The sequence below is a fragment of the Arthrobacter sp. SE2 genome, from assembly GCF_058244265.1.
This window is the reverse complement of record NZ_JBZAYA010000033.1, coordinates 1-26,771: the sequence shown is the minus strand read 5'-3', so window position 1 is coordinate 26,771 and position 26,771 is coordinate 1. Positions and strand designations below refer to the sequence as shown.

General features: G+C 62.3%; 27 protein-coding genes. 4 read left to right on the top strand and 23 right to left on the bottom strand.

The features are described 5' to 3' along the window. Positions 1–405: 405 nt before the first annotated feature. The 3 genes from AC4CS3_RS23095 to AC4CS3_RS23085 form a co-directional block, all read right to left on the bottom strand. Positions 406–1,515: an ABC transporter substrate-binding protein gene (locus AC4CS3_RS23095; protein WP_490785407.1), complete on the bottom strand. Its 1,110-nt coding sequence runs from the start codon at positions 1,513–1,515 to the stop codon at positions 406–408. A gap of 66 nt (positions 1,516–1,581) precedes the next feature. Further along, entirely contained in the window at positions 1,582–2,442 is an 861-nt protein-coding gene (locus tag AC4CS3_RS23090) for an ABC transporter permease (RefSeq protein ID WP_490785406.1), read from the bottom strand. Between the two features lie 26 nt (positions 2,443–2,468). Next, positions 2,469–3,326 (bottom strand): ABC transporter ATP-binding protein, encoded by an 858-nt coding sequence (locus tag AC4CS3_RS23085; protein ID WP_490785405.1) that lies wholly within the window; start codon positions 3,324–3,326, stop codon positions 2,469–2,471. 263 nt (positions 3,327–3,589) lie between these two features. On the opposite strand from AC4CS3_RS23085, the gene AC4CS3_RS23080 reads away from it, so the two are divergent. Then, the gene (locus AC4CS3_RS23080; protein WP_490785404.1) at positions 3,590–4,258 is read left to right on the top strand and encodes a response regulator; all 669 of its coding nucleotides are present in this window, start codon (positions 3,590–3,592) and stop codon (positions 4,256–4,258) included. Between the two features lie 83 nt (positions 4,259–4,341). Here the strand turns inward: AC4CS3_RS23080 and AC4CS3_RS23075 are convergent, their stop codons facing one another. The 3 genes from AC4CS3_RS23075 to AC4CS3_RS23065 form a co-directional block, all read right to left on the bottom strand. Continuing rightward, positions 4,342–5,142 (bottom strand): glycoside hydrolase family 25 domain-containing protein, encoded by an 801-nt coding sequence (locus tag AC4CS3_RS23075; RefSeq protein ID WP_490785403.1) that lies wholly within the window; start codon positions 5,140–5,142, stop codon positions 4,342–4,344. A gap of 172 nt (positions 5,143–5,314) precedes the next feature. Further along, entirely contained in the window at positions 5,315–5,875 is a 561-nt protein-coding gene (locus AC4CS3_RS23070) for a YceI family protein (RefSeq protein ID WP_490785402.1), read from the bottom strand. Between the two features lie 103 nt (positions 5,876–5,978). Further along, complete coding sequence (locus tag AC4CS3_RS23065) at positions 5,979–6,518, bottom strand: flavodoxin domain-containing protein (protein WP_490785401.1); 540 nt, start codon at positions 6,516–6,518, stop codon at positions 5,979–5,981. Positions 6,519–6,626: 108 nt separating this feature from the next. Here AC4CS3_RS23065 and AC4CS3_RS23060 point away from each other — a divergent pair, with 108 nt between their 5' ends. After that, the gene (locus tag AC4CS3_RS23060) at positions 6,627–7,961 is read left to right on the top strand and encodes a DUF2254 domain-containing protein (protein ID WP_490785400.1); all 1,335 of its coding nucleotides are present in this window, start codon (positions 6,627–6,629) and stop codon (positions 7,959–7,961) included. A 13-nt stretch (positions 7,962–7,974) separates the two neighbouring features. Here the strand turns inward: AC4CS3_RS23060 and AC4CS3_RS23055 are convergent, their stop codons facing one another. The 14 genes from AC4CS3_RS23055 to AC4CS3_RS22990 form a co-directional block, all read right to left on the bottom strand. Then, positions 7,975–9,366, bottom strand: coding sequence for an APC family permease (locus tag AC4CS3_RS23055; RefSeq protein WP_490785399.1), 1,392 nt, complete (start codon positions 9,364–9,366; stop codon positions 7,975–7,977). Between the two features lie 103 nt (positions 9,367–9,469). Next, positions 9,470–9,886 carry an ester cyclase gene (locus tag AC4CS3_RS23050; RefSeq protein ID WP_441415408.1) on the bottom strand — a complete coding sequence of 139 codons (417 nt, stop codon included), beginning with the start codon at positions 9,884–9,886 and terminating at the stop codon, positions 9,470–9,472. Positions 9,887–9,932: 46 nt separating this feature from the next. Beyond that, positions 9,933–10,649, bottom strand: coding sequence for a DUF2182 domain-containing protein (locus AC4CS3_RS23045; protein ID WP_490785398.1), 717 nt, complete (start codon positions 10,647–10,649; stop codon positions 9,933–9,935). Between the two features lie 110 nt (positions 10,650–10,759). Further along, positions 10,760–11,365, bottom strand: a complete 606-nt coding sequence (locus tag AC4CS3_RS23040; protein WP_490785408.1) for a DUF1326 domain-containing protein — start codon at positions 11,363–11,365, stop codon at positions 10,760–10,762. 238 nt (positions 11,366–11,603) lie between these two features. Then, positions 11,604–12,140: a hypothetical protein gene (locus tag AC4CS3_RS23035; protein ID WP_490785397.1), complete on the bottom strand. Its 537-nt coding sequence runs from the start codon at positions 12,138–12,140 to the stop codon at positions 11,604–11,606. Positions 12,141–12,152: 12 nt separating this feature from the next. Next, complete coding sequence (locus tag AC4CS3_RS23030; protein ID WP_490785396.1) at positions 12,153–12,593, bottom strand: hypothetical protein; 441 nt, start codon at positions 12,591–12,593, stop codon at positions 12,153–12,155. 228 nt (positions 12,594–12,821) lie between these two features. Next, positions 12,822–14,054, bottom strand: a complete 1,233-nt coding sequence (locus AC4CS3_RS23025; RefSeq protein ID WP_490785395.1) for a glycosyltransferase 87 family protein — start codon at positions 14,052–14,054, stop codon at positions 12,822–12,824. Positions 14,055–14,068: 14 nt separating this feature from the next. Beyond that, a complete protein-coding gene (locus AC4CS3_RS23020; protein WP_490785394.1) occupies positions 14,069–14,434 on the bottom strand; it encodes a hypothetical protein in 366 nt (121 codons plus the stop codon). Further along, complete coding sequence (locus AC4CS3_RS23015) at positions 14,434–15,051, bottom strand: hypothetical protein (RefSeq protein WP_490785393.1); 618 nt, start codon at positions 15,049–15,051, stop codon at positions 14,434–14,436. Before AC4CS3_RS23015 ends, AC4CS3_RS23020 begins: the two co-directional genes overlap by 1 nt. A gap of 510 nt (positions 15,052–15,561) precedes the next feature. Then, on the bottom strand, positions 15,562–18,123 hold the full coding sequence (locus AC4CS3_RS23010; protein ID WP_490785392.1) for a helix-turn-helix transcriptional regulator: 2,562 nt from the start codon (positions 18,121–18,123) through the stop codon (positions 15,562–15,564). Between the two features lie 244 nt (positions 18,124–18,367). Continuing rightward, positions 18,368–19,735: an MFS transporter gene (locus AC4CS3_RS23005; protein ID WP_490785391.1), complete on the bottom strand. Its 1,368-nt coding sequence runs from the start codon at positions 19,733–19,735 to the stop codon at positions 18,368–18,370. A gap of 83 nt (positions 19,736–19,818) precedes the next feature. Further along, a complete protein-coding gene (locus AC4CS3_RS23000) occupies positions 19,819–20,130 on the bottom strand; it encodes a hypothetical protein (protein ID WP_490785390.1) in 312 nt (103 codons plus the stop codon). Positions 20,131–20,330: 200 nt separating this feature from the next. After that, positions 20,331–21,245 carry a hypothetical protein gene (locus AC4CS3_RS22995; protein ID WP_490785389.1) on the bottom strand — a complete coding sequence of 305 codons (915 nt, stop codon included), beginning with the start codon at positions 21,243–21,245 and terminating at the stop codon, positions 20,331–20,333. Between the two features lie 529 nt (positions 21,246–21,774). Continuing rightward, a complete protein-coding gene (locus AC4CS3_RS22990) occupies positions 21,775–22,323 on the bottom strand; it encodes a TetR/AcrR family transcriptional regulator (RefSeq protein ID WP_490785388.1) in 549 nt (182 codons plus the stop codon). A gap of 115 nt (positions 22,324–22,438) precedes the next feature. Here AC4CS3_RS22990 and AC4CS3_RS22985 point away from each other — a divergent pair, with 115 nt between their 5' ends. Then, complete coding sequence (locus tag AC4CS3_RS22985; RefSeq protein WP_490785387.1) at positions 22,439–23,860, top strand: MFS transporter; 1,422 nt, start codon at positions 22,439–22,441, stop codon at positions 23,858–23,860. A 9-nt stretch (positions 23,861–23,869) separates the two neighbouring features. On the opposite strand, the gene AC4CS3_RS22980 is transcribed toward AC4CS3_RS22985, so the two are convergent. The 3 genes from AC4CS3_RS22980 to AC4CS3_RS22970 all read right to left on the bottom strand — a co-directional run bounded on the left by AC4CS3_RS22980 (position 23,870) and on the right by AC4CS3_RS22970 (position 26,157). After that, a complete protein-coding gene (locus tag AC4CS3_RS22980) occupies positions 23,870–24,373 on the bottom strand; it encodes a mycothiol transferase (RefSeq protein ID WP_490785386.1) in 504 nt (167 codons plus the stop codon). A 189-nt stretch (positions 24,374–24,562) separates the two neighbouring features. Continuing rightward, complete coding sequence (locus AC4CS3_RS22975) at positions 24,563–25,786, bottom strand: RNA polymerase sigma factor (protein ID WP_490785385.1); 1,224 nt, start codon at positions 25,784–25,786, stop codon at positions 24,563–24,565. Positions 25,787–25,788: 2 nt separating this feature from the next. Beyond that, a complete protein-coding gene (locus tag AC4CS3_RS22970) occupies positions 25,789–26,157 on the bottom strand; it encodes a YciI family protein (RefSeq protein WP_441415395.1) in 369 nt (122 codons plus the stop codon). 177 nt (positions 26,158–26,334) lie between these two features. Here AC4CS3_RS22970 and AC4CS3_RS22965 point away from each other — a divergent pair, with 177 nt between their 5' ends. After that, positions 26,335–26,655 (top strand): hypothetical protein, encoded by a 321-nt coding sequence (locus tag AC4CS3_RS22965; RefSeq protein ID WP_490785384.1) that lies wholly within the window; start codon positions 26,335–26,337, stop codon positions 26,653–26,655. Positions 26,656–26,771 lie beyond the last annotated feature (116 nt).

Here is a 26,771-nt window from a genome sequence, read left to right as displayed (position 1 = left end):
CGCTCCTGCCCTAGGCGTCAGACGGCCCTAACCACGCTCATCTGCGAAGGGCCCCATTAGGCATGACGAATTCCCCCAAAAGTCTGCCGACGGAGCGAGATTTTCTCGTTTCATCATCGGTGGTGGTCAGACACTAGTTGAGACTGATGGGAAAAATCAATAGCTCACTATCAATTTTGAGGTCCGGGGCCGTTCCCGCGGCTCCGTTCGGACGAGTGCGGGAGGCTCTGACGAGGGATCGAAGCAGTACGCGGCAGCTCTGACGCCCCGGACGTAGCTCCACGGCGGCGCCACCGCCGTCGAACTTTTCAAAGCATCCCTAAAAGTACCCACAAATAAAACAATCGGCCTGCGTGGAGAACCACGCAGGCCGATCGTCAGGGGTCTAACTAAGCGGAAAAGCGACTAGCCGTCGTTGCCGGCAGGGGTGGTCGTGCTGGTGTAGCCTTCGAGCTTGAGCGCGGCCTGGGCGTACTTCTGGGTGAACGTGTCAGCGATGTTGACCTTGGAGGTGTCAACGCCGATGGTCTTCTCCTCGTCGAAGATCGTCTTGGGGCCACCTGCAGGCATGAGGCCGTCCGGGAGGAACTGACCCTTGTCCTGGTTCAGGGCGGCGACGTACTGATCCTTGGAGATGGTGCTGTTCTGGACGTAGGACTGGGGCAGCTTGTCCGCGATCTCCTGGGCGGAGTGGGTGCTGATCCAGTGCATCGTGTCCACAAGGGCGTTGACGACCTTCTGGGCTGCGTCCTCGTGGGTCTTGACCCAGTCCGACTGGGCAAGAAGACCGGCCGACGGCAGGGTGCCGCCAAGTGCTGCCTTGGCTCCGTCAGAGGTGGCGAGGTCGATCGCGGAAACGGCGAGGTTCTTGTTCTCAAGGGCGCCAACGGTCGGCTGGGTGGTCATGACGCAGTCAGCGGACCCGCGCTGGATCGCCGCGATTGCGGTTGCACCGGCGCCGACGGCGATCGTGTGGTAATCGCTCTTCGCGAGGCCGGCCTTCGCAGCGATGAACTGCGTGAGCTCATCGGTTCCCGAGCCGAGGTCGGTGACGCCGACGGTCTTGCCCTTGAGGTCTGCGCCCGTCTTCACGTTCGCCTTGGGGCTGCACATGATGCGTTCGCCCGGTGCACTCGAGAGCTGCACGAGGTTGATGACGTTCTTGCCCTTGGACTGGAAGTCGACGGTGTGGACGTACCACGCACCGGCCATGTCCACCTGCCCGGATGCCATCGCGTCTTCGGCGCCAACGCCACCCTGGGACTCGGTGGAAAGCTCCATCTTGACGCCGTACTTCTGGTAGAAGCCGAGCTGCTGCGCGAGCTGGTAGGGCAGGTAGATCTGCTTGTCGATGCCGCCGACCATCATCTTCACGGTGGGCATCGAGGCGGTTTCCGCGGAAGCGCTGCCGCTTGCGGTGCTGCCCCCGCCGCTCCCGGAGCCGGTGCCGCAGGCGGCCAGGCTGAGGGCGATCACTCCGGCAGCGCCGACGGCGTAGATCTTGTTCTTCATCATGGTTGTGCTTTTCCTTCTATTTTGAGGATTCGAGCGTTGGGTAAGTGGAATGGAAGACGGCGGGCGTCAGATCGCCTGGGCTTCGGAACGGTTCGGCGGCCGCCATTTGAGCAGCTTGTGTTCGAGCAGGGTGATGAGGGCTTCGGCGCCGAGCGTGATGACGGCGATGATCACCATGCAGGCGAAGACGGTGTTGGGATCGAAGGTTCCCTGTGCCTGGCTGATGATCAGGCCGATTCCCTGCTGGGCTCCGAGCACTTCAGCGACAAGCGCACCGATGATCGCGAAACCGAACGCCGTGTGCAGGCTCGCGATGATCCAGGTCATTGCCGACGGAATCGTCACGTGGATCGCTACCTGAAGCGGCGAGGCGCCCAGGACCCGCACGTTTCCGACCAGGTTCTGATCCACCTCGCGGACGCCCTGGAAGGCGTTGAAGAAGACGACGAAGAAGACCAGGACCGCTGCGAGCAGCACCTTCGGGAAGACTCCGAGGCCGAACGCCACGATGAAGATCGAGCCGAGCACGATTCTGGGGATGGAGTTCACGATGCGGATGTACGGGCCGACGACTGCCGAGAGATACTTGTTCGAGCCCAGGAGGAGCCCGAGCACGACGCCGACGAGGGTGCCGAGCGCGAAGCCGTAGATCGCCTCCTGCATGGTGACCCCGAGGTTCTCCCAGATGGTGCCGAAGGCCGTGCCCTCGGTGAAGAGCTTGACGAGGCTGTTCCAGATTTCGGTCGGCTGGCCGAAGAAGAACTTGTCCACCCAGCCCTCGGTCGTGAACCACTGCCAGCCACCGATCACGATGACCGCGAGGATGGCCCGCCCGGCCCAGACCCAGGTGGTGCGGCGGTTCATGGTACGGCGGGCGGAAAGCTTAAGCTCACTCGCTTGCACTTGTGCTTGATCTTGCTCTTGCACGGGAGCACCTCTACTGATTGTGGTTGTCATGCTGCTGCACCCGCCGATTGCTTGTAGGCGCGGGTGACTTCGTCCTTCAAGGACTCCCAGATCTGGCCCTGCAGCTCCAGGAATCGCTCCTCGTGCCGGATCTTCTGGACATCGCCACGCGGCCTGGGCAGATCGATGTCAAAGACATCCTTGATCGTTCCCGGGCTGCTGGTCATGATGACCACCTTGTCGGCCAGGGCCACTGCCTCGTCGAGGTCGTGTGTGATGAACAGGACAGAGGGGCGCAGTTCCTCCCAGAGCTGCAGCAGCTCGTTCTGCATGATGGCCTTGGTCTGCACGTCGAGGGCGCCGAACGGCTCATCCATCAAGAGGATCCGGGGGTTGTTGATCAGCGCCGCCGCCATGGCGACGCGCTTGCGCATGCCGCCGGACAACTGGTGCGGATACCGGTCCTCGAAGCCGGCCAGGCCCACGCGGCGCAGCCAGTCCCTTGCGAGCAAGGTGGCTTCCTTCTTGGGGGTTCCGAGCAGGACCGGGCCGATCAGGACGTTTCCGAGAACGGTCTTCCAGGGGAAGAGCGCGTCGGCCTGGAACATGTAGCTGACGCCGTTGGTGATGCCGTCAACGAGCTGATCGTGGACCCTCACCGAGCCGGCGCTTGGCCGCTCCAGTCCGGAAACCTGGGCCAGGGTGGTGGACTTGCCGCAGCCCGTCGGTCCGACGATCGCGCAGAACTGGCCGGGTTCGACCCTGAGCGTCACATCGCGGATAGCAGTGAATGTCTCGCCCTTGGGTGTCAGGTAACGCTTGGTCAACCCGGCGATGTCGATGCCCGCGGCATCCTCGGCCCTCTCGGGGGCCCCGGGCGGCCGATTGGGGTGGATAGCATTCATAACGCTAAGACCTCTCTGTCTTTCCGTTCTTTATCCAGCGGCAGCTTGCGCCGTCGCCCGGATCCCTTCCTTGGGAGTCCGACGAATTCGTGATGTGGATCACTGAAACTATGTAAAGCTTAGGAAGGGATCATCCGGGCCAGAAGTCTTCAGTAAGTTGTGCGCCTTAGCCGCAAAAGTGCACGTTTTGTGCGTTTTCTGCTGCCGCTTCAACTACAGGAAAAATGCCCGCACCGTTGCGGACAAGGACAGGAGCGCAGACGTTGATTAGGACATTGGTGGTCGACGACGATTTCCGGGTCGCCGGAATCCACGCTGCCCGCGTGGCGAGGGTTGACGGTTTCGAATGCGTCGGTCAGGTCTACAGCGCCGCGGCCGCGCGGGAGGCAATCGAGAGCCTCAACCCGGACTTGCTCTTGCTGGATGTACACCTTCCGGACGAGGACGGGATCTCGATGCTGCGGTCCCTGCAGGCGGCCGGAACCGACGTCGATTGCATCGTCATCACCGCTGCGCAGGACCTGGCCACGGTCAAGTCAGCGATGACCAGCGGCGCGGTCTACTACATGGTCAAGCCATTCAGCTTTGACCGGCTCCGAACGCAGTTGGAGGCTTATCGGAACTGGCGGCAGGAGCTGGATTCCGCTTCAACTGCCGACCAGGCAACTATTGATAGCCTCTACAACGCGCGCTCTGCGGGGGTCAGGCCCGCGGCCCCGGCCCCTCGCCTGCAGCCCACCATGCAAAAAGCGTTCGACGCCGTCCGCGCCGCCGGGGGTCCCATCAGCGCCGCTGAGATCGCCGGGCAGCTAGGTGTCAGCCGCCCGACGGCTCAGCGTTACCTCAGTGTCCTGGAGCAAAAAGGCCTTCTCGTTCTGGACCTCACGTATGGCAGCACCGGCCGCCCGCTCAACTCCTACACCGTGAGTTGAGCGGGCGGCCGGCTCCAAGAAGCGTAAACGCCTGGCCTGGAACCTGGCGGCCACCGCGGTCTCGCCAGCGCGAGCGAGCCGGCTCAGGGGCAGGAATAGTCGTAGTCGAGTCCGGCGGACACGTACTGGGTCACAGACACCGGGCTTCCAGGCGTAAGGCCAGGCGAAGAACAATTGGACTTCGCTCCGCGCAAGGTCTTGGCACCGGCAAGCCAACTCGGCAGCCCAGCGAGCGGACTGCTGACAGGCACGGTTCCGGCGATAGTCCCCCACTGATTGGCCGTCGAATAGATCCCGACACCTGCATCGGCAGTGCCGGAGGTGATGCTCGTGAAGTAGGCGACCATTCCTTCTAGGTCGGCCCTGTTCAGTCCGGTGTTGGTCTGCCAACTGTTGCCCGTTTCCACGTCCAGCCACCAGAAGTAGTTCCCGGGGTTGTTCACGCCGCGGATAGTGGCGTCGTCATAGGCCTTCGCGTAGCCGTACATGTAGGAGCAGGCAAGATCGACCCCGCCGCCGCACGTCCCGTAAGGATTGGCGACCTGTGTGCCTGCATAGGAGTTCGACGACGGCCACCATGAGCCGGCGAGTCCTGGGTTGGCAGTGTTCACGTACAGGGCGACCTTGGGCTGCGCTGTTCCCCCCGTTGAGTCAGCCGCCCAAACCAGCTGCTGGGCCAAGCAAGGGTTGGTGTTATTGGCCAGACCGCCGGTCACGCCCACGATCGCGAACGCTTGCCCCGCAGGGAGGGTTTTGCCGCACTGTGGCCAGGAAACATCGTTGCCGACCAAGTCCGTAGTCCGCGTCGGTGGGGCCGCTGCTGCGGGAGCCATGCCCGCGAGCGACAGTCCGATAAGAGCCAGGAACGTGCATGCCATCTTCATTCCAAAACGCGCCATGGCCCATGGTACGCCCACGCTTCCGGCACCAAGAAGCGCGAACGCCCGGCCGAGAACCTGGGGCTTCGCCGTCGAACTCTCCGAACAAGACCTCAATCGACTGGACGAGCGGGCTCCGGCAGGGTCAACTGTCGGAACCCGCTACCGTGCCCCGCGGCTACTCGGCTGCGGGCTCGCCTTGCTTCACGAGGGCAGCCTCGAGGTTGATCTTCACCTTGTCACTCACTAGGAAACCGCCGGTCTCCAAAGCCGCGTTCCAGGTCAGCCCGAAGTCCTTTCGGCTGATCTCGGTTTCGGCGGAGAACCCGGCGCGGGTCGCGCCGAAAGGATCAACCGCGACGCCGGTGAACTCAACTTCCAGCTCCACCGGCTTGGTGATCCCCCGGATGGTGAGGTCGCCCGTGAGAGTGTAGTCCTCGCCGTCGCCCTCTACGCTCGTGGCCCGGAAGGTCATCTCCGGGAACTTCTCGACGTCGAAGAAGTCGGCGCCGCGGACGTGGCCGTCACGGTTGGCATCGCCGGAGTCGAAGCTCTCGGTCTTGACGGTTGCGTGAAGCGACGCGTCAGCCAGGGACTCGCGCACGCGGGCCTCGGCACTCGCATCCGTGAAGCGGCCGCGGACCTTGCTGATGCCGGCGTGCCGGACGCTGAAGCCGATCTCGCTGTGGGACATGTCCAGCAACCAGGTGCCTGAAGTCAAACCTGTGGGAAGAGTCATTTTTTGGATCTCCTGTTTCGAAAGAATTCGCTTGGATCGATCCCTTCCACCTTTGTGGAGCCCGAACTTGAAGTCAAGGTTTCCGGCGGCCCCCGGCCTCTGCCTAAGCCGCGGGGGCAGCCAATCCAGCCAGGAAGTCCTCGGTGAACCGCCTTACCCCGTCCCACTCGGTGTAGACGTAGTCCCGCGAGGTATCCGTGTCCAGGCTGCCCTTGTCGCGGGCGATCTTCTTCATCATGGCGCGTTTGAGGAAGCCGTAATGGGTGTAGAGGAGGGCGCCGCTGAAGAGCCCCACGTGGGCCGGACGCCACCCCGTCTCGGCCTCGAACCTCTCCACATAACCCTCGGCGTTCACTTCATCGCCCTGGGCAGCAAGGCTGACTGAGAAGAATGCGGAAGGGAGGCGCTGAAGCGCGGCGGTGTTGTTCCGTACAAAGTCCCGGACATAGCCCTCGTGCTTGCCCACATGGACGGATGCACCCACCATGACGGCGTCGTAACCGTCCGGCAGGTTATCCCCGGACTTTTTGATGTCCGCCGTCTGCGCCTCGTGGCCGTGGCCCCGAGCGACGTCGGCAATATACTCAGCGATCTGGGCCGTCTGTCCTTCAACGGTCCCGTAAGCAATGTAGATGTTGGCCATATGCCAGTCTGTCCCCGCTCACTGCGGCCGTTATAGGGTCCAAGGTCCCCCGGGCATTCAACAAGCCTCCCCTTGACTGGCGAGCACCGTCAGTCGAGAGTGTCACATGTGAGGCGTGATGCCGTTCGGGAGTATCTGGCGAGTGCCCTGTGGGCGATGCCGACCTGCGCCGTCATTGTCGCGATCATCGCGGGTGCGGGGCTCTCCGCGGTACAGCTCGACGCTACGTCACCTTTCGCGGTCCTCCTCTTCCAAGGGACATCCGACGACGCGCGGAACCTGCTCATCGGGATCGCGAGCACCATGGTGACGGTCATCGCCGTCGTGCTCGGCCTCACCGTCGTGGCACTGCAGCTCGCGTCGACGCAGTTCAGCCCGCGGCTGCTGCGGAACTTCCTGCGCGACATCCCCAACCAGGTAACGCTCAGCGCCTTCGTGGCCACGTTCGCCTACAGCACGGCGGGCCTCTACACGGTCGGCATCGCCGCCGGACAGCGCACCCAGGACTACCCGCGCCTCGCCGTGAGCGGGGCACTCCTGCTCTTGTTCGTGAGCATGGTCATGCTCGTTTTCTTCGCCCACCATCTGTCCCACTCGATCCAGGTGGACCAAGTCATGAAGGGCGTCGAGAAGGCCACCCTCAAGGTGATCGAGCGGTCCTTCGTCCCCGGTGATCCCGGAATCCGCATGCCAAACCCGCCGCCCGGCGCCACCGCTTTGCTGGTGCCGCAGTCGGGATATGTCCAAGCCTTCCATGTCGAGGCGTTCGTCGGGGTGCTCGCGAGCCGGGACCTCACTGCCCGGATGGTGCCCATGATCGGCCGACACGTCGTCGCGGGTTCCCCGCTCGCCTGGGTATGGGAGACCACCGGCGAGCGCGTGCGTCCTCTAGCCCCCGACGGCGGTACTGAACTGCGCCGGGCGCTCGCCCAGAGCGTGCTGATCGGTTACGAACGGACCCTTGAGCAGGACGTCGCCTTCGGGATCCGGCAACTCGCCGACGTCGCGTCCAAAGCGCTCTCGCCTGCGATCAACGACCCCTACACCGCGAACCAGGCGGTGGACCATCTCGCCTCGATCCTTGCCGCCCTCTCGCTGCGGCAGCACGGGCCGCGGGCGGTGGCGGACGCGCAAGGCACCATAAGGCTGCACGTACCGGCCCGCGATTTCGCCTATCTCGTGGATCTGGCCCTCGGACAGGTGCGGCGGTACGGCGCGAACGAGCCTCGCGTCGTCAAGGCCCTGTTGCGCGTGTGCCGTGATCTCGTGTGGTTCGGCGACGCGGCCCACCACGCCGTCGTGCGGCAATACATCGAGACCCTCATGAGCGACGTGACCCGGCTCGTGGCCCAGCCGGCCGATCGCGAACCCCTCCTCGCGGAGGGCGCGGCGCTGCTCGAAGCCTTCGACGATGCCGACGGCGGGAGCGACGCCGGCAGCTAGCTCGGTGCGGGCGTCAATCGATTTCTGCTTCCGCGGCTACATTGCGGATGCCGCGGGGGCGTCCTGCTTTGGTCCAGAGCCGGTAGAGGAGGCCTGCGACGGCGAGGGCGGCGGCGAGGCTGACGATGGGGAACCCGCGGGAGAGATTGGCAACGAGGGTGAAGGCCACAGCGAGGGCCCCGACAGTATTGAGGATGAAGACTCCCGGCTGGCGTTCCTTGCGGGCCAAGAGCGCCATGGAGACCAGACCGCCGAGGAAGCTGAGGAAGACCGCGACTGCGTAGAACAGGACAAGCTCCTGGTCGTTGCCGCCGGCGATGGCTGTCACGGCACCGGCCAGGACGATGAACACCGCCACGCCCCAATAGGGAGTGTGGTGGTGGTTGGTGTGGCCCAGGGAGAGCGGAAGGACGCCGACGGTCTCACCGTGGGGGTTGATGTGGCGCGCCAAGGCTTTGAGCAGGCCCGGTCCCGCCTGGAAACCCGAGGAAGCCGCTGAAAGCAGCAGTAGGGCAGTGACGAGCTGGAAGGCGGCGAACACGGGCGCCGGCGCAGCGAGGCGGGCAAGTTCGGCGATCTGCGTGCTGTCTTTCGGCGGAATGCCGACGTGCAGCTGCGCGGCCTCCAAGGCGAGGCCCAGCGTGATGGTGCCGACAATGGCGAGAGTCAGCCAGAGAGTGAGCTGCCCGAAACGTCGCTTCCCGTCACTGTCGAGCTGCCCGAGCTGGGCAACCGCCGAGGTCGCCGCTTCCACACCGGTGGCCATGGCCATGGCGACCGGGAACGCAAGCACCACGGCAAGGACCGGTGGATGCCCGGAAACGCTGGCGATCGCGCTGACCGGTTTAGGTGCTGCACCCAAGCCGTAGAGAAGGACGACAACGGAAACGACGATAAAGGCCATTGTCATCGCCGCGAAAACCAGCCGGCCCAGGTGTCCGAACCAGGTCGCGGCACCGACAAGGACCACCAAGCCCAGCCCAAGCAGCAACCGCCACGGGGCGAGGTCGGGGAAATAAGCGATCACCGCCGAGGACCCCGCCGAGACACTGATCGCGATGGTGAGCAGGAAATCCACCACCAGCGCACCAATGGGGATGAAGGACCAGCCATCTCCGAACGCCTCACCCACCGCGGCCGGCGCCCCACCGCCTCTCGGGTAGCGCGCGACGAGTTGTCGGTAGTTCACGATGACCAAGGCGACGATGGCCACCACCAAGATCATCGCCGGGACCAGCAAGGCCAAATCGCCGTTCAGGGCGCGCAGAGCCGCTTCGATGGCGTACGCGACGGAGGAGACAGGGTCGGCCATGACCGCGAAGGCAAACGCCAATAGCAGTGCGGTACGGGAACGCAGACCTCTTCCCAGTCCACCTCCGGGGGACGTTCCGCTCGGAATTTTCACGGGGATCTCCGGTTCCATGACAGCCTTATCGAGCTGCCGACCAGACTTCCCGGCTCACCTCCGAATGCCTCCCGCCCGCAGCTAGGAGCGCGGGCGGGAGACGCTATTGCGGAATGGCGCCGATCTGCTGCATGAGGCTGAGGGTGTCTGTGGATCCCCAGTGCTCAGCAACCTTGCCGTCCTCGACGCGGATGATGTCGGTCCCGCCGAATTCGACGCTATTGCCTGATGCCGGAACGCCCGCCATGTCACCGCGGTGCGTACCCGTCATCACCACGTGGCACGCCTCCAAGTGTCCGTCAGTCAGCCACGGCTCTATCGTCTTGACCTTGATGTCCGGGAACGCCGTCCGGATGGCGGAGACGAAGAACCGGACGCCTTCCTTCCCAGGCGGTTGCCCGGGGAGAGCCTCTTCGTGGTCCACCAGGTTGTCCGTTGCCAGCTCATCAATGAGATCGAGATTTCCACCCTCGATGATTTCTTTGTAAAAACGCCCGATCAGTCCAGTACCATCAGTCATTTCCGGCTCCTTTTATGAATGAGACCGTCCCATTTTTCCCCCGCACTTACATCCCGACGCCGGGCGCCATCGCGGGCGCAAAGGCGATCGCCACGGCGATCAGGGCAAGCGCGACGGCGACCAATCGGTTGGCGATCCGCTTCCACGGAAGCATCTTCTCCAAGGCAATGAACGCCCCCACTACAGCCATCCAGCCGACGCTCATCACGCCGAGCGCGAAGAGTGCCACCATCAGCGCCCAGCAGCAGGCAACGCACCACGCACCGTGCTCGAGTCCAAGACGCAGCGCGCCAAACCGTCCATAGCGGATTCGGCGCAGGATGAAGTCCATCGGCGTCCGGCATTTCATCAAGGAGACGTTCTTGGCTGGCGTGAGTTGGTAGAGAGCCGCCACAAAAATCACGCCCGCCGCCAGGTAGCGACCGCCCGGATCGGAGGAAAACAATCCGGGGATGAGGGACGCGACCATCGCGTAGAACGCGTACGCGGCGAGGCCGAAGATCGTCCAGGAGATGAGGTAGCCGGCCACGAACACTGCCGTGGAACCCTGCGGGGCATAGCGACCGCTCTCCCGACGGTGGTGGGTGATCTTGGCGTAGGCAACCACCATGGGCGCCACCGACGGAAACATCATCGCCGCGAGCATCACCACCCAGGTGGTGAGGAAGAAGCCGAGCGGCCCCGGATCTGTCCAACGCCCCATGTCCATCCCCGCCGTTTGCACGGCAGAAACGATCCAGCTCACCGCCGCGAGGATCAGCAATACAGCAACCAGACCCGCCTCGCGTGGATCCAAGTTAAAGGCTGTGGCGCGCGGCGTACCACCCGCCACAGCTCCCCGATTCAACTTTCTACGAGGCAGGTGCCCGGCCGTCATGCCCTGCCCTTGGGAGCGCCTTCAGCCATCTCGCTTGCGTAGACGAATTCCCCGCTCTCGCCATAGATCCCGTCGAAGTCCAGGCCGAAGAGATCCGAGTGCCCCGGCGCCTTCCCGATCATGTAGTCGGCAGCGAAGGCGTACATCGCGTTCTTGACGGTGGTGACGCCGCCACCCGGTCCTGGCAGCGTTTCCAGTGTGTAGTTCACACTGTCTCCCACCGAGGCGGACGGGTTATCGCCATCCGAGAACGTGACGCCGGCCCGCTGAACTCCCAGCCATTCGCCGTACAGGGCCGCCAGATCCCCGAATGGTCCGCCGACCTCGCCGTGCAGGATGCTTTCAAGGGCGGTCGCCTGCCCGTCCGAAGCGCCTTCGTCAACGACGACGCCGATCTTCCAGCCGCCCGCGGTCAGGTTCGACGGGAAGAAATTGACGAAGGCGAAGTCGACACCCGAAAGGTCGGTGTCATCGAGCTTCCCGTTCGCAACATGGAACACTGCCACGCCGCGGCACTCGCCGTTGGCACTGTTGGGCCTGCCGTCCACCGGACACGGACAGATCAAAGCGCAACTGCAATTGGCAACATATTTTCCGGACATTTCCCAAGACATTGAGGACTCCCCTCGCTAGTTCATTCGACTAGCGGAGCTCCCCCAGAGGCAGCGCCGAAACCACTCAAGACGAGACCACGAACCTCGTAAGGCCGAGAGTATTCCCGCCAAATGGGGGTGTCAACAAGCTCTGCTAAACCAAAGGGCGGGCCTCCCGAAGAAGCACTTCAGGGCGACTGGCTGTTCAATAAAACCGCAGGTCAGGGCTGGCATACGTCCGCGCTCGTCACTTCCCCGTGGCCGGGACCACGCCCCCCGTTTCGAGGCGGACCGGGCAGCCGAGCCGCGCTTCGTAGGCCGCAGCCAGGGCACTACTGTCTGTGCCCTCTGAAACCGTAACCACCACATGGGATCCATCATTGGCCATCCCTACGACCCGGACTCTTGCATCTTCTGTCAAAAGGGTTCTCGCCCGGTCCATGACAGTTCCCGGGACGCACGCTGCTGAACGGATCGAGATGTCAACGCCGGGGAGTTGGTCGCGCAAGAGTGCAATGCGGTCGTTCTCCGGGCCGTGCCACATGATGACGAGCTTCCCCTGCTCGAGGGCGACTGACCCGAACTTGGGGTCGCCGCTCAACTCTTTGGTGATGAGGCTTGCCGCTGACGACGGCGCTCCGTCTTGCGGTGCCGCTTCGGTAATCTGGACCGGATCGGTAACTCTTACCGGGCCGGCATAATGTTGGACGCCTCCGTCGCAGGCAGTCAACGCGGCTCCGGAGAGCAGCATAAGCAGGGCGCCGGCAGTACTTCTCCAACGCACATCGACCCCCACCTACAGGGCCCTCACGAATGATCGAACAAGGAGGTCATCGGGGCTGAACTTCTCTGCCCACAATGCGAAGCTCTCGTTGATCGCAAGCATGTACAACTTGGCGCGGAAGGTGCCTTCGTACGTGCCGTTAAGTCCCAATGAAATAAGAGGATAGAAGTCCTTGTGCTCATCAAAGCTGGCAAAGATTCCTTCCAGAAGCTTCTGGCGGTCCGGACTAAGGAACCACTCCGACGGCGCATCAGGCTTCGACTCTGCGTATCTTGGGTCCGCTTCCTCCCACGAGTCGAGCCATTGCGCAGGGGTATCGAGTACAGCAGTTACTTCGACCCTCATCCCGCTTAGAACGCCGCGAATGGTATGCCAGGAACCCTCTAGGTTGCCAAGCACCGATTCACCAGTTTCAAGGCCCGTGACCCTGGTTCTGACTGTTGTTGTGTCCATTTGAGCTTGCTCGTGCAGACCGATACGCGGTTCATCAGGGTGCATTCTCGGCCGTACATAAGCATGTCCGTCGGCTCCCGTGAACAGGCGACCGCGCGCTTCGACCAAGCTTCCGTCTCGGACAGGAAGTAACAACTGGCGTCTGCTTGGTGCACTATTTCTATCCATAGGATGTACTGACCCCTCAGCGGAATTGCCCGGCCCCGGTATTGAGGGAGGGCGGCATTTCTAGGTTCTGGCCGGGCGTCCTTCCAATCGGAGTTGGGAGAGTACTGCTGCCGCGAGTGGCGAGGTGCGTCTCCTTAGCGCGAAGAACGTCCCTATAGTTGCGATTGAAATAAGCAGCAACGACTCACGAAGAAGTATGCCCAGGGGTGCGAGCATGATCGTGCCGTTCCGCAGCATGTGTTCACCCAGATCCGTTCCATGCATCAGCAGAACGAGCGCGGCGGCGGCTACGAAGATCCGGGTGCGCGTCCGTCCCAAGAACCAAAGCACGATAAGGGCCGGGATTAGATATACCCAGTGATGCACCCAACTCACAGGTGAGACAAGATTGGCAGTCATTCCGACGGTCAGAACCGCCGCCAGCGTTTGTCCCGCACGGAAGACCGCCGCAGCAGCCAACAAGCCGAGAATGGCCACAACGATAACGATGACCTTGGAGGGCGAGACCGCCCAATGCCCTATCGCTCCGGCCGCCCCCTGTATGGAGTTGTTGCCTGCGCTGGCGAACTGGGTACCGAGATCAACCTTTGAGCTGAGCTGCCAAAGGTTTGAGAACCAATAGGTGAATGACATGGCGGGAAACATGATCCCGCCAATAATGACCGTCCCGGCAAAACCGACAATGGCGGAGACCGCCATTTGCCATTGTCTTGTCATCAAGAGATATGGAATGAAGATGGCCGGGGTCAGCTTGATACCGGCAGCGATCCCGATCAACACCCCTTTCGGAACGAACCGGGACCACCTTCCATTGGTGTGACGAACGAAATCCGCGAGACAGAGTCCGGCGAGGAACAAATTGATCTGACCCCACACCAAGTGCTGGGCGATGACGGTGGTACAACAGCCCAGCAAAAGAAGCGCGAGCCATATCGTCCGGCGCCTAGGCAAAGACTGCGGCAGGCAAGCACCAATGATGAACGCCAACGTTGCTAGGCAGCCCGTGGTCCACAGCACGAAGGACATCTGGGCAGTAAAAAGGCTCGTGACAGACAGGAGCGCAGCTGCGAACGGCGTGTAGACGAAAGGCAGACCCGCGGACGGCAGAAGTTCCCCAAAAATGTTGCGGGCATAAATGTCTTCCCCGAGCCAAGACGCTACGGAAGCGTACCGATAAACCAAGAAGTCCACCGGAGGGTAGACGCCGATATTGAGCTGATACAGGCTGGCAAAGACTATCCCGAGCACCGGGACAATTGTCATCACTGGCCACATCCGAATAGCGCTGCTCAAGGTGTCGGCTAATTCTAAATAGCGCCCTTGTGGAAGCGCCCGTACCGGTGAAGGAACAGGTATATGCCTACGAACGTCACCAGGCCAAGAACGGGCCCGGCCCAGAAGGCAACGGGCGTACCGTGGATGAGAACCGCGGCGCCCCCGAAAACCGCAGCGAAGACTCCAGCTCCAGGATTGGCCGTAGCCAGTTTCCCCTGGATTTCGCGGCCCAACTGGCGGTAGTGAATGGCTTGCAGGACAGCAAAGAGGATGAAGGCCGCGACCATGATCAAAGACCATGGCGGGTCTGTCATCGACACTACGCTGACAGTTACCCCGAACAAGGCTGACAGTGCGAGCCAGTAATTGCGTACGGTTGAATCAGTCCCGGTGTTCATCAGCATCCCCTGTTGAAGTCAATAACGGACCCGGCGATCGCCATAGCTGCCGAGCATCCCAATGCGGCCATGGGGCCGAAGAAGCCCATCGCGCCGCAGAAAGCCGCGTTTGTGCCCCACCAGGCCCATAGGGCAGCCCACGCCGACGGGCACTGAGGAAACATCGGCTTCATCCCCATTGACCCCTTGCCGCCACCGATCATCCTCGGCTCAGCCTTAATAAGCTTGGCAACCTTAGTGTTGTTCGGACCATCCACCAATTCAAGGGTCAGGTACCCGGAATCCGTGAGCGAAACCAGCGATTCCAGGACGTCCGTAGGTATGGACGCCGCAAGGAACTGCTGCTGCAATCCACTATCGAAACGGCTGTCTGCGGACAAATACTCCCTGAGCTCCTTCGATCCCTGAATCAGTTCCAGCCGGTTCGCGAAACCGGCAAGGTCCGCCAGGCGGGCTTGCTCCAGCCGTTTTATCCCCTCTGCCTTCTGCGCCTTCGTCGGCTCAAGCAAAACGGCACCGTCACCGCTACCCACCACTGTCCGATTCTCGGCAGCATTAGCAGCAGCCGGAGCTACCGAACCGAAAACAACAGCAACCACCGCAACGAGTGCGGTCAACAGACGCAAAACCCTCATCCAACGTGATACGTGAACCATCAAAATCCCGCAACCCAAAAACTGGCTGACCCTGGGGCCCCAATCAGATTGACATTCTCAGTGGTGGCGGCGCCAACTGCACCGACCCTCTTCAAGGTTCTTGACTTCGAATTCACACTGTCCTCCCGCGAGTGATGGTGGGAGGGGCGCCCCGACGAAGCAGATGCTTCACAACGAAAGTATGCAGGCCAGATAAATTAGTCAAGACCTTTTAATAACAGGTCAGAAGACTTTAATTTTAAGGTCAAATACCAGAATTGATTGATGGATCCGTGCGGGCTTCGCTACTACTCAATTCTGATCACTAGGCCACTCAATTTGAGGTCCTTACATACTCAATTTCGAGTACCCACCACTCAATAAAAGCAAAAGGCTTGACGCTGGTAGATAGGGAGTGCGTCAAGCTCCAACTGAGGCAGGCCCGGACTCACCGTGGCGGGCGCGGCCGAGGATCTGCAGCCGGGCGTCCAGTTATCCGCCGTTTGTTTGGGAGTTTCGAGCGTGCTCATTAAGGGACTGGCGCGTGGTGGTTCCGGTCTTGGCAAGGGCTCTGGAGATGTGGTTTTCCACGGTCCGGGGACTGATTCCCAGGAGGGCAGCGATTTCGGGGGTGCGTTGGCTGCCTGCCAGGATGGCGATTTCCCTCTCCCGAGGAGTCAAACCCTGGGGATGCCCTCCCGTGTCGAGGGTCAGTTGTACCCCTTGTGGCGGGAAGCGGTTTTCGAAAGTTGAGATGATCTGATGAAAGGTCTTGGCCAACCCCCGGTGGCGTTTGAGGAGGTGACCCTTCACCACGCCTTTCAGGAGCCCTGTGATCGCGGGAAGGTCGGAGTCGGCTTCATATTGGTCCAACAGGATTTTTAGCAGTTGGTGGTTGCGGTCACGAATGGCACAGGCGATGGCGAGGAACTGGGCATGGGTGCTCACGCCGTTTTCCTGCAGTAGCCGTTGCGTAGTCTCCAGGATCTTGTGTCCGGGGTAGAGGGACAACATGAACAATGAGGCATAGACGGCTTCGGTGATGTAACCGCGGTCCAGTTGTTGTTCCAGAAGGTCCGCAGCGTTTTCGTCAAAGTCGGCTGGATCGGCGTATTTCCGGGTAACCAGCTCATAGACTGCTTTCCCGGTTCCAGGCAGGGGGCCGACGTCCGCGACGTTTTTGCGTGCCTGTACCCCGAGGGAGGCGGCATCCTTGCCGGGGCCGGCCAGTGCGCGAAGGCCGGCGATTCTGAGCATCGCGTCGTGGAGGAAGCTCACGAGAAAGCCGGGCCGGCCGAGCGCGAAAACTCCAGTCATTACACAGTCAGCTTCCTTGCTGAGCCCTTGTTGTGTCATGGCCAGTACCGCAACGTAGCTGCTCGCGACGAAACCGAACTGATCAAGGCGGCACCGCGCCGCGGCACGTTGGCTGAGGGAGAAGATCACTGCTTCTTCGCCGTGGCCGGCGATATGGAGCGCGAGTCCGCGGACGAAGGGTTCCATGCCTGCGGCAAGGCCGAAGCCGTCTGCTGAATCAAGGGCCCGGAGGGCAGCCTGGGCGTCGAAGCGGTAGAGCTCCAGAATGCCCCGGATGACTGGCAGAACGCCGCTCTCGGGGTGGCGGCTGCGGAGCCTGTCCAGGGTTTCGTCGAGGTTCACAGGCATTCGGTCAAAGGACGCCTCGAGGTAGAGCGCGAACGCTTGGGCTTCTGCCTTCCAATCGGGGTGAGCTTGGCCGATCGTCTCGAGTATGCCCGTCGCGACAGATGATTCCCCACCGCTGACGATGGCCCACAGCGCCCGGGTCATGGCGAAGAAGAAGTGATCGCCAGAGTCAGCTCCTACCGCCTCAGTTTCGCTGAAGACTTGTTCGATGCGTGAGGGATCGATCGGACCGCCCCAGTAGAACTTGAGGAACGCTGCTGCGTTGGACATGGTCTTTTCGGACTCCCAGACGCTGAATTGTGATTCCTCCAGTTCCCGGAGCTGTTCTTGGAAGTGCTGCGTCGCAACTGTGCCCCCGCGGGCTTCACTCCGCAGGTCTCTGATCAGTTCGGCCAGAAGCTCGGGCGAGGAACTCTCTACCGGCCGGTCATGGGAATCGATCTCCCGGTTACTTCGATCCGTCAGCGCCCTGCGGGAGGATCGCACGTGAGGGTCACGGAAATGGTCGACAACAATGTGGGGACTGACGCTTACCCACATGGCTCCAGCGCTGTCTTCGGTGAGCGCAACCAGCCCCCGCATTTCGAGCCTGTCCAGGATGCCTGCCTCAACTATTTGCATGAGGGACCCCAGCGGCCGGGCTCCCACCGCAGACAGGGTGTGCAGTCCCATCCATTCATCGGCGCTCAGTCCGTGAAGGAGTGCTTGGACGGTGCTCTGGATGTATTCGTTCCAGAGTGTGTGCCCACTCATGCTCCACTGTCCGTCATGGAGGACAAGCTGCTTGCTCAGCTCCGCGCTTTGGGCGATTCTGACCACGAGTCGCGGGTTGCCTCCAGATTTCATGAGCACGGCGGTGGTCAAATCCACGTCCGGCGGCGACCCGAGCGTCTGGGCCAGGAGTTTATTGACTTGATCGTAGTGAAGTGGACTGAGTCGTATCGTTGTCTCCGGCCATCGGGCAGGCGTGAACACAGAGCCCCCTGAGCACAGTGGGGAATCGTCCATCGTCACCACCAGCGTCCGTTGGGTCCGCCCGTGAACAATGTCAATGACTGCCGCTGATTCCCTGTCGAGCTCATCGATATCATCAACAACTATTGCCCGGGGGCCTCGCTGCGCCAACTGTTCGGCGAGCACGTTCGCGACTCCTAACGGCCCATTCTCTTGTCCGCGCCCTTCCAGTCCGAGTGCGCCAATCCCTGCGAACGGCGTCTCATTCAGGAGCCGCGAACCCGAGAGGCTGTAGACCGTGAACCCGGCCTTTTCGAGGCCAGCAGCGATCGACTGCAGGACCGTTGATTTTCCGCTTCCGGGGCCGCCGACAATCCGAACACTGATACCGCGAGCCACGTAGTCAAGTGCCCGTCGGACTTCCTCTTCGAACACTTCCCAACTCCTAACGCAGACACCCCAGCTTTGAAATGTGAGCCTAGTGGCCATCCAAATCTGAGGAGAGCGCCCCAGAGCCCTAGCCTGACAATCTATCCAACGCTACGGGCGAAAATGATCACTGAGTGTGCATTGCACTGAAAATGAGTGTGCATTGCCCCGAAAATGAGTGGTGAAGGTGCGTCGGAATAGGTATAGGGGTTTGTGACCCGCAGCGGGTTTCGGAGCCTCGCGATGGGACCTAACCCACTGCCCCCGGCTTCCGCCAAGCCAGCGCCAACACGAACACCACGGCGCTCAACCCCAGCATCACCAACACCATGAGTCCCCAGTTTGCCTGGTTGACCCCGGGCCCGTACAGCACACCAATGAGCACCGTCGCCGTGATGGCACCGAGGTATCGGCACGTCTGGAAAATCCCGGCTGCCACTCCCCTATCCTCCGGCCGCGCGGAGACGTACAAACCCTGGTTCGAGGCCGTGCTGACCACGCCATACGGAACACCCATCAACGCCGTGAGTATGAGCACCAGCGGCGGCCAGAAGGACAACGTCAGCGCCCCGAGCGCGCCGGAAGCCAGGGCCAAAAGCACGACGCCGGCGATCATCACGGCCCGCACGCCGAACCGCTCAATGAACCGCACCGTCACCGGCGTCATGAAAACCGACATGGCAGCCAGGGGCAGCATCAGCAGGCCGACCACGCCGGCGTCGTACTTTCCAGCCTGCTGCAGCAACTGCGGAAGGCCGAAGAAGGCAAAATAGTAGACCGCGCTGAACACTGCGAAACCCAAGTACAACAGCAGCAACGGCCGGTTCCGGCCGAGCAGCCGCAAGTCCAGGAACGGCGGACTGAACCGGAACTCGCGCCATGCGAACAATCCCGCCAGGACCACAGCGACGGCGATGAACCACCAGCGGTAGGCCGGCATCACGTTGAGCAGCGCCATCATCGCCAGCGTCAGTGATGCGATGAACGCCAGGATGCCCGGAATGTCGGAATCGCGCAGGAGGGCGGAGAGCTTGCCGCTTTCGCGTCCGACGTCGGGCGGCGCCACCTGCCGCACCACAATCAGGGCCAGAAGCGAGATCGGCACGTTGATCGCGAACAGCGCCTGCCAGCCGACCAGGCTCACCAGAAGGCCGCCGACGACGGGCCCCACCGCAGCGGCCGAGGTGTTCGCCATCTGGATCCGCCCCAGGGGTCGGGTGGAGCTGATGTTCGCCTGCCGGCTGAGCGTCGAGACCATCACGACGGCGCACGGGTACGCCGTCGCGGTCCCCACCGCCATGAGAGCTCGAGCCACGCAGACCAATGCGAAGTTCGGCGAGAACGGCGCCAAAAGGCAGGAAATGGCGACCACCGCCATACCGAAGGTGAACAACCTCCGCGGACCGAAGCGGTCTGCGAGCCGGCCCATGAGCGGCTGGCCAGCGGCCGAGGCGAGGTAGAAGGACGTGATCACCCAGGTGACCGTGGCGACGTCGAGCGCAAAGTCCTGGCGCAGAACCACCAGCGCGACCGCGATCATCGACGAGTTCAACGGATTCAGCGCCGTCCCGAGACTCAGTGCAGCGATCGCTAGGCCGGGGCGGGGTTTGTTGGTCACGTCCCTAAGTCTGGTCCATCGTTGCCTGAGGTCACGAAACGGCGCGTCACGAAACCCGGCGGGGAGCCGTCAGGGCCGGCGCGCTAGTGTCCCCCGCCGAACGCCGCCGGAAGGAAAATGAGAAGGAAGGCCAAAAGGCCCAATACCGAAGCGATGGTGTCGATCCACCCAAGGACCTTCCCCACGGTTGCCGAGTGGTGCAGGGCTTCGGCCTTCCTTGCATTGGCAATCGCCAGGGGCCCGAAAACAATGCCCAGGAAAAAGAAGCCGATGACCCCAAAGATTATCGACTTTTCCTTGAACTTGCTCCCCTGAAAGTGCTCGAGGGAGTTGTTCTGCTGGACGTTCGGGTAGTTCGGGTACTGATACGGCTGGTTATAGTTTGGCTGAGACATTTTGAGACCTTTCGACTGCTTTGTCGCTGCGAATAACAATTTCGGGAGTCGCCCGTCAACCTCAGTTATCGGCCATGCCGTTCGTCCCCCGGATCGAAATTACTTAGCTACAGCTCCCGACGGTGCAAACTAGGTCAATCTTGGGGAAATCTTGCAGTGGAGCAGCGCTAGACCAGCCTGGGAACCTCGGCGGGGTGCCGTCAGTTCTGCGCTATCGACAGCACCGGCTTCCGCTTACCGCTGGCGTCTGTGGTCAGCGTCGGGACCGGGGGCTTCGGCGGGGCCACTACCGGAGCAGGTAGCGGGGGCGGTGGGGGCGCCGGCGGAATGCAGGAGTAGTTGTAATCGAAGTCAGTGGTGAATTGGGTGAGTGCAACCACGCCGCCGGCCGTCAGTGGCGGGGCCGAGCAGAGTTCCACTGCCGACTCCGGAGACGTTGCTCCGGCAAGCCAGCTCTTGAGCCCGTTCAGGTTGCTGTCGGGATGAAGCTGACCGGCGATTACTCCGAACTGGTACGAGGTTGAATAGATGCCCACCGCCGCTCCAATGTCTTGCAGGTAGGCGGCCATGCCTTCAATATCCGCGGCGTTGGCCATGGTGTCCCAGGACCACGCGTTCCCGGTCTCCACGTCCAGCCACCACATGTGCTTGGTGGGGTCGGGTACCCCGTAATGATTGACGTCGTCGAACGCGATGCCGTAACCGTAGAGGTAGGCGCACGCCGGCGAAGCCGTCCCGTCGCAGCTCCCATACGGGTTTGGACGGCTCATGCCCACGTCCGCATCGGATGCCGGCCACCACCCGCCGTACTCTGCGGGATTGGCGGTGTTGACGTACAAGGCGGCCGCCGCTTGGCTTGTCCCGCCCGCCGAGCCGCTGGCCCAGCCCAGCTGCTCGGCGAAACAGGGATTCGCGGTGCCCGGACGGCCGTCGTTCACGCCGACAATCCCGAACGCCTGACCCACAGGAAGTCCGCCACCACATTGGGGCCAGGAAATGTCGCTGCCCAAGACAATGCCCGGAGCATCCATCGGTGCGGCATTTGCGGCGGATAATGGTGTGGCTGTCCAAGCAAGCAAGAGGCAAGCGACGGCCATGAGTTTTGCAGTTTTCATGATGTGCGTCCTTGGCATGGTTCAGGGCCCTGCCGGGGTTGGTACTGCCGCGCATTGCATCCCAAAAGCAATGGCAGTGAGCCATCTTCGGCTCACTACGGATCCTACGGACGGGCTTCTGGGCAGCCTTGAGTGATTCCTACTCGACTTAGTTAACGAATTTTCGAGTGTTGCCCGGGTTGCACCCGGAGGACGCACGACGGCGGGCAGCGTGGCGGGGGGCATGACGGCGGGCATCGGCACTCACAGATCGCATCCGCCCAGCACCTAATGTGGCACCAAACACCACTCAATTTGACCGCCAGGCCACTCAATTCGAGAAGTTCTGCCACCTAAGGCCAAAAATCCACCATAGGGTTCTCGCACGCATTGCTGCTGGTAGCGCTACTCTGGACTGCTTGCTGGGCTGTCGGCCGGTTCCGCTCGAAACGCGCAGAACGACGCAGCACTAGCGCGGAGTAGTTTGCGTTGAAACTGTGGGTCCGGGTTGGTAAAGAGGTACTAACCCGGCCCCACAGGTTGAACCGCGTCAGGAAGCGATAAGTCCGTCAGCGACTACCGCGAGCATCGATGCTGCTGCATCAGCCGGAAGTTCGCTGTTATCTACCACTGCAGCCACGCCGCCGACGAGCCGGCTGATCTGCATTGCATCGATGCCGGGGCGCAAGGCCGAGTCCAACGCTTCGATCACGCGCTGGTTGGCGCCCAGGTAGGTCTGGCACTTTGCCGCAAATGGTGAACCCGGGTCGCCCAGCGCGGCGGTGATCCGCGCGGCGGCACCCCTGTGCTCGGTCAGCATCGACGCATAGTCGGTCAGCCAATTCAACAACCGCTCCCGCGCAGGGGCGTCGAGGGTGAGGGCCCGGTCGACGGCGGTGTTGACCTTCTCTGCCCACGCTTCGAGGACCGCGTCGTACAGAGACTCCTTGGTCGGGAAGTGCCGATAGAGCGTACCGGGTCCCACCTCGGCCGCCTTGGCGACTTCGTCCATCGAAACGGCTTCGTAGCCTTTGACCCGGAAGAGCGCACGTGCAACCTCCACAATCCGATCGCGGTTGCGTTGAGCGTCAGCGCGCACAGAAACACCTTTCAATACATCATTGCAAAACGGAGAGAGTCTCCGTATAGTTCTAAACGGAGCATCTCTCCTCTTAGTGTACGTCAGCCCTCTCGGCTAGAACAGGACACCTCCAATGACACCCACAATCGCCACACGCGCACCCGCCGGGATCGCCCTGACAAGCGGACCTCCGCGCGGCCGCGCCGGCAGCATTGGCCTCTGGCTGGTCATGCTGGCCCAACTCATGCTTGTCCTCGACGCGACCGTCGTGAACGTCGCGCTCCCCCACATCGCCACCGACCTCCACTTCGACCGGGCCGAGCTCAGCTGGGTCCTGAACGGCTACGCCGTCGCCTTCGGCGGCCTCCTGCTGCTCGGCGGACGGATCGGAGACGTCGTCGGCCGCCGTCGCACCTTCCTGGTGGGCGTCGCAGCCTTCACGCTCTTCTCACTGCTTGGCGGCCTGGCCACCTCGCCCCTCCTCCTTGTCATCGCACGCGCACTCCAGGGCCTCGGCGCCGCATTCGCCGCCCCGAGCGTCCTCGCGCTCATCACCACCAGTGCAAAGGACGACGGCGCGCGGAACCGGGCGCTCGCCCTGTTCTCCGCCATTGCCTCAATGGGTGGCGCGCTCGGGCTCATCCTCGGCGGACTGCTCACCGACACCACCAGCTGGCGGTGGACCCTCTTCATCAACGTGCCGATCGGCGTCGTGGTCCTCACTGCGGTACCGCGCCTTGTCGCGGAAACTCCCCGGCGGCCCGGGCGCTTCGACATCCTCGGAGCGGTGACCGCCACGGGCGGCGCCGTCGCGATCGTGTGGGGTCTCATTCAAGCGGGCGACGTCGGCTGGTCCAGCCCGCGCACGATCGGCGGCCTGGTGGTCGGGGCAGCGCTTATCGCAGTACTCGCCGTCACCGAGCGGAGGGTCGCCCACCCACTGCTCCGTCCACAGCTGCTGCGCAGCCCGAGCCGAGTGGCGGCGCTGGCCGCAATGGCGGCCACCTACGGCGGGATGCTGGCAATATTCTTCCTCATGGTCCAGTATCTCGAAGACGATCTGCACCTCACGCCCATGGTGACCGGGCTCGCGTTCCTGCCGATGCCGCTGAGCATCTTCGCGATGTCGAGGATCGTCCCGCGTCTACTCGAGCGCTTCGGGGCCGTCCGGCTGGTCATCTTCGGCACCGCCCTTCGCGTCGTCGCCTTCTTGCCACTGACGCAACTGAACACGGATACCCCGTTCGCCCTTGTTTTGCTTGCACTTCTGGGCACTGGAATCTCGGCGGGCATGACGTTCATGCCGCTCACGACGCTCGCGCTGCGCAATGTCGAACCGGAGCACGCAGGGTCCGCGTCGGGACTCTTCCAGACAATGCAGCAACTGGGCGGCGCCGTCGGCCTGGCCATTGTGGCTTCGATCTACGCGGCCTTCGCTATCCCCGGCGACTTCCTGACCGGCGGACGGGCCGGGTTCTGGTCGGCAACCGTCCTTTCCGCACTCGCACTGGCAGCCGTCCTGGGGTTGGTCTTCAAACCCCGGAAAGCGGTATGAGGAGTGCGCTCACAGGCCGCCTAAGCCCTTGGCATAGGCGGCCTGCCCCACGTGTTGAAGGCAATCGGCAATAGTGCTGACCAACCGCACGCCGAGAGTGACGGGCGGGTCCCAGCGGGTGTCGACGATGCGATCAAGGTCCTCGTCCCCGAGAGTTTTCAGGAACGCAACCGTCTGCCGGTGGACGGCGTCGTAGTATTCGAGCAACAGCTCCGGCGGGGCCTGAACCGCATCGACTTTATCGCTCGAGTGACCGTAGCCGGTGTCGCGCTCGGGCAGCGGCAGCTTGAAGCGGCCGGCATAGTCCTGCGAAGTCCACACCTGTTCGACGGCGGCGGCGGAGGCGACTTGGACGTCCTCCACCCGGCTGAGGTGCCAGATCAACCACGCAATCGAGTTTCCGGTGCTGGCGGGCCGACGGACCAGAGAGCCGTCGTCGAGCCCTTCAAGGGTGGCGGCCACGGTGTCACGGATCCGGCCAAAGGCATCCTGCAGCAGTTCGTTGGATTTCATCGCGTCCCTTCACTAAGCGTTGTCGACGGGCTCCATGCGTCCATGGTCTCCCGGTGCTCGCTATCGCCTCCGGTTACTCGCACACGCACCTGCGCCCGCTTACGCACCGAGCACGGGAGGTCCGTGCCCGCATAAGTCACGGAGGAGACGTTGACGAGGCCCGGATCTCAAATCCGGACGCGCACCGGGTCAGAGACGGTCCGCGCGTCGTTGCAAGTAGCGGCGTTCCGGTGAGCTCAGCGTCGCGAGTGCCGCCGCCCTGTAAGCCTCCCGGGCGCCCCGAAAATCTCCCGACAACTCCAGGAGATGGGCTCGCACCGAGGTCAGGCGATAGTGACCGGCCATGATCGGGTCTTTCTCGAGACGGTCGAGCAGCCTGAGCGCCGCTTCGGGGCCGTCGACCATCGCCAGTGCGACGGCCCGGTTCAGTGTCACCATCGGATTGGACACCATGTGATCGAGCAGGCTGTAGAGCTGGAGGATCTCCTCCCAATCGGTTGTCGCCGTCGAGGATGAATCGGCATGGATAGCCGCGATCGCCGCTTGAATCAAGTAAGGGCCTGCCGTAGACCTCTTCAATGCCGGGACCAGCAACTCCGTGGCCTCCGTGATGGCCTGCCTGTTCCAGAGCGAGCGATCCTGCTCATCAAGGGGGACCAAGTCGCCGTCGGGCGTGGTTCGCGCGGGTCGTCTTGCGTCCGTCAGAAGCATCAGGCAGAGCATTCCGATGCTTTCACCGTCGTCCGGCTGCAGTCGCACGAGTTGCCGCGTGAGCCGGACCGCCTCGGCCGAGAGATCCACCCGTATCAATTCGTTACCGGTAGCCGCGGTGTATCCCTCGTTGAACATCAAATAGAGAACCCGCTTCACTGCATCGGAACGCTTCTGCCGCTGGGTGGGAGAGAGCCGTCCGAACGCTGCGCCGGCCGCTTTGATGGTTTGCTTCGCCCGGCTGATGCGTTGAACCATGGTCGATTCCGGAACCAGGTAGGCACTGGCTATCTCGGCGGTGGTCAGGCCACCTACCGCACGCAGGGTCAACGCGATTTGTGATGAAGGGGTCAGCGCGTCGTGACAACACAGGAACAACAGGTCCAAAGTGTCGTCTTCGCTTTCTGCCGCCTCGTTGCCCCCTTCGACTGCCGCGGGATCGTCCCTGGCGTAGTCATCTTCCCTGGTCCGACGCGCAGCCTCGCTCCGGATCAGGTCGATAAGCCGGTTGGAGGCAACCGTGTACAACCAAGCGGCGGGGTTGGCGGGAACGCCCTGTTCCGGCCATATGGTCACGGCTTTGATCAGGGCGTCCTGTACCGCGTCCTCAGCGGTGTCGAATTGGCGATATCGGCGAATCAACCGCCCGAGAACCTGCGGCGCAAGCTCGCGCAGCAGGCCCTCCACCGGGGTTGGCGGCATGCTCAGAAATCGGCCGCCTTCGAGAACATGATCGGCCGGACCTCAATAGCCAGGCCGTCGATCTTCGCGTCGGGGATCAACTTGGCCAGCTCAAGTGCGCGCTCCTTTGAGTCGACATCGACAAGGTAGAACCCACCCAGAAACTCCTTTGCTTCCAGGAAGGGGCCGTCGTGGATTTGCGGTACCCCGCCCGAGCTGCGAACAACGCTGCTTTTCGAAGGGTCACCGAGCGCCTGGGTCAGAATGAACTCGCCGGATGCCGTGATCTCATCAATGAAGGCACCGTGGCCTTTCCCAATCTCCTCGCTCTGGCTGGCCGACAGCGACGCCAATACATCAGGATCGACCTGCATCATCAGGAGGTACTTCATGGTTTCCTCGTTTCATTAGTCGCTCATTCATCGTGCCGGAGAGACACGATCACCACAGAGACGTAACGGAGAGCCAGACTTCGACACCACCCTACAGATTCTTTCTGTCTCACCTGGCGAACCGCAGGCATAAACTACAAGCAGAACGTCTCTTCCGACGCCGGGGAGCTCATCATCATGGACACTGAATTCGCCGATGTCATCGGTCATGATGTCACCACGATCACTTGCCTGTGCGGAAACACCGTCAGCAAAGAGGGATTGATTCAGGCCAACTCTCAAGGCGTCCCGGTGTACAGCGGAGCAACCGAGCCGGTCCCCGCTGGGCTGGCTCCGTGGCCCGACGATGAGGACCTCTACACTTTGTGTCCGTCATGCGGCCGGGTTTACCACGACACCGTCATTGAAGAGACGGGAACCGCACCCGTTGCCTTCCAGATCGACGTCACCGGCCCGATCGCTGAGGCGATCCGGGTTCATTGGGACCTCAACACCTGATTTTTGAGACCTGTTTTCCTTGTTTCGCTTTTCGCGACGTCGATTGGCAGCGCGGGGGCTAAAAAAGTCAGACCCCCGTGACAGGGTTTATTCATGGAAGGCATCGGTCAACTGGT

Bases quoted from the DNA above. Each gene is read 5' to 3' on its own strand.
- AC4CS3_RS23050 (WP_441415408.1), bottom strand. From the start codon at position 9,886: ATGACTGATGGTACTGGACTGATCGGGCGTTTTTACAAAGAAATCATC.
- AC4CS3_RS22995 (WP_490785389.1), bottom strand. From the start codon at position 21,245: ATGAAAACTGCAAAACTCATGGCCGTCGCTTGCCTCTTGCTTGCTTGG.
- AC4CS3_RS23020 (WP_490785394.1), bottom strand. From the start codon at position 14,434: ATGAACACCGGGACTGATTCAACCGTACGCAATTACTGGCTCGCACTG.
- AC4CS3_RS23000 (WP_490785390.1), bottom strand. From the start codon at position 20,130: ATGTCTCAGCCAAACTATAACCAGCCGTATCAGTACCCGAACTACCCG.
- AC4CS3_RS23030 (WP_490785396.1), bottom strand. From the start codon at position 12,593: ATGGACACAACAACAGTCAGAACCAGGGTCACGGGCCTTGAAACTGGT.
- AC4CS3_RS22975 (WP_490785385.1), bottom strand. From the start codon at position 25,786: ATGCCGCCAACCCCGGTGGAGGGCCTGCTGCGCGAGCTTGCGCCGCAG.
- AC4CS3_RS23095 (WP_490785407.1), bottom strand. From the start codon at position 1,515: ATGATGAAGAACAAGATCTACGCCGTCGGCGCTGCCGGAGTGATCGCC.
- AC4CS3_RS22970 (WP_441415395.1), bottom strand. From the start codon at position 26,157: ATGAAGTACCTCCTGATGATGCAGGTCGATCCTGATGTATTGGCGTCG.
- AC4CS3_RS22980 (WP_490785386.1), bottom strand. From the start codon at position 24,373: ATGAAATCCAACGAACTGCTGCAGGATGCCTTTGGCCGGATCCGTGAC.
- AC4CS3_RS22965 (WP_490785384.1), top strand. From the start codon at position 26,335: ATGGACACTGAATTCGCCGATGTCATCGGTCATGATGTCACCACGATC.
- AC4CS3_RS23085 (WP_490785405.1), bottom strand. From the start codon at position 3,326: ATGAATGCTATCCACCCCAATCGGCCGCCCGGGGCCCCCGAGAGGGCC.
- AC4CS3_RS23070 (WP_490785402.1), bottom strand. From the start codon at position 5,875: ATGACTCTTCCCACAGGTTTGACTTCAGGCACCTGGTTGCTGGACATG.
- AC4CS3_RS23075 (WP_490785403.1), bottom strand. From the start codon at position 5,142: ATGAAGATGGCATGCACGTTCCTGGCTCTTATCGGACTGTCGCTCGCG.
- AC4CS3_RS23040 (WP_490785408.1), bottom strand. From the start codon at position 11,365: ATGTCCGGAAAATATGTTGCCAATTGCAGTTGCGCTTTGATCTGTCCG.
- AC4CS3_RS23065 (WP_490785401.1), bottom strand. From the start codon at position 6,518: ATGGCCAACATCTACATTGCTTACGGGACCGTTGAAGGACAGACGGCC.
- AC4CS3_RS22985 (WP_490785387.1), top strand. From the start codon at position 22,439: ATGACACCCACAATCGCCACACGCGCACCCGCCGGGATCGCCCTGACA.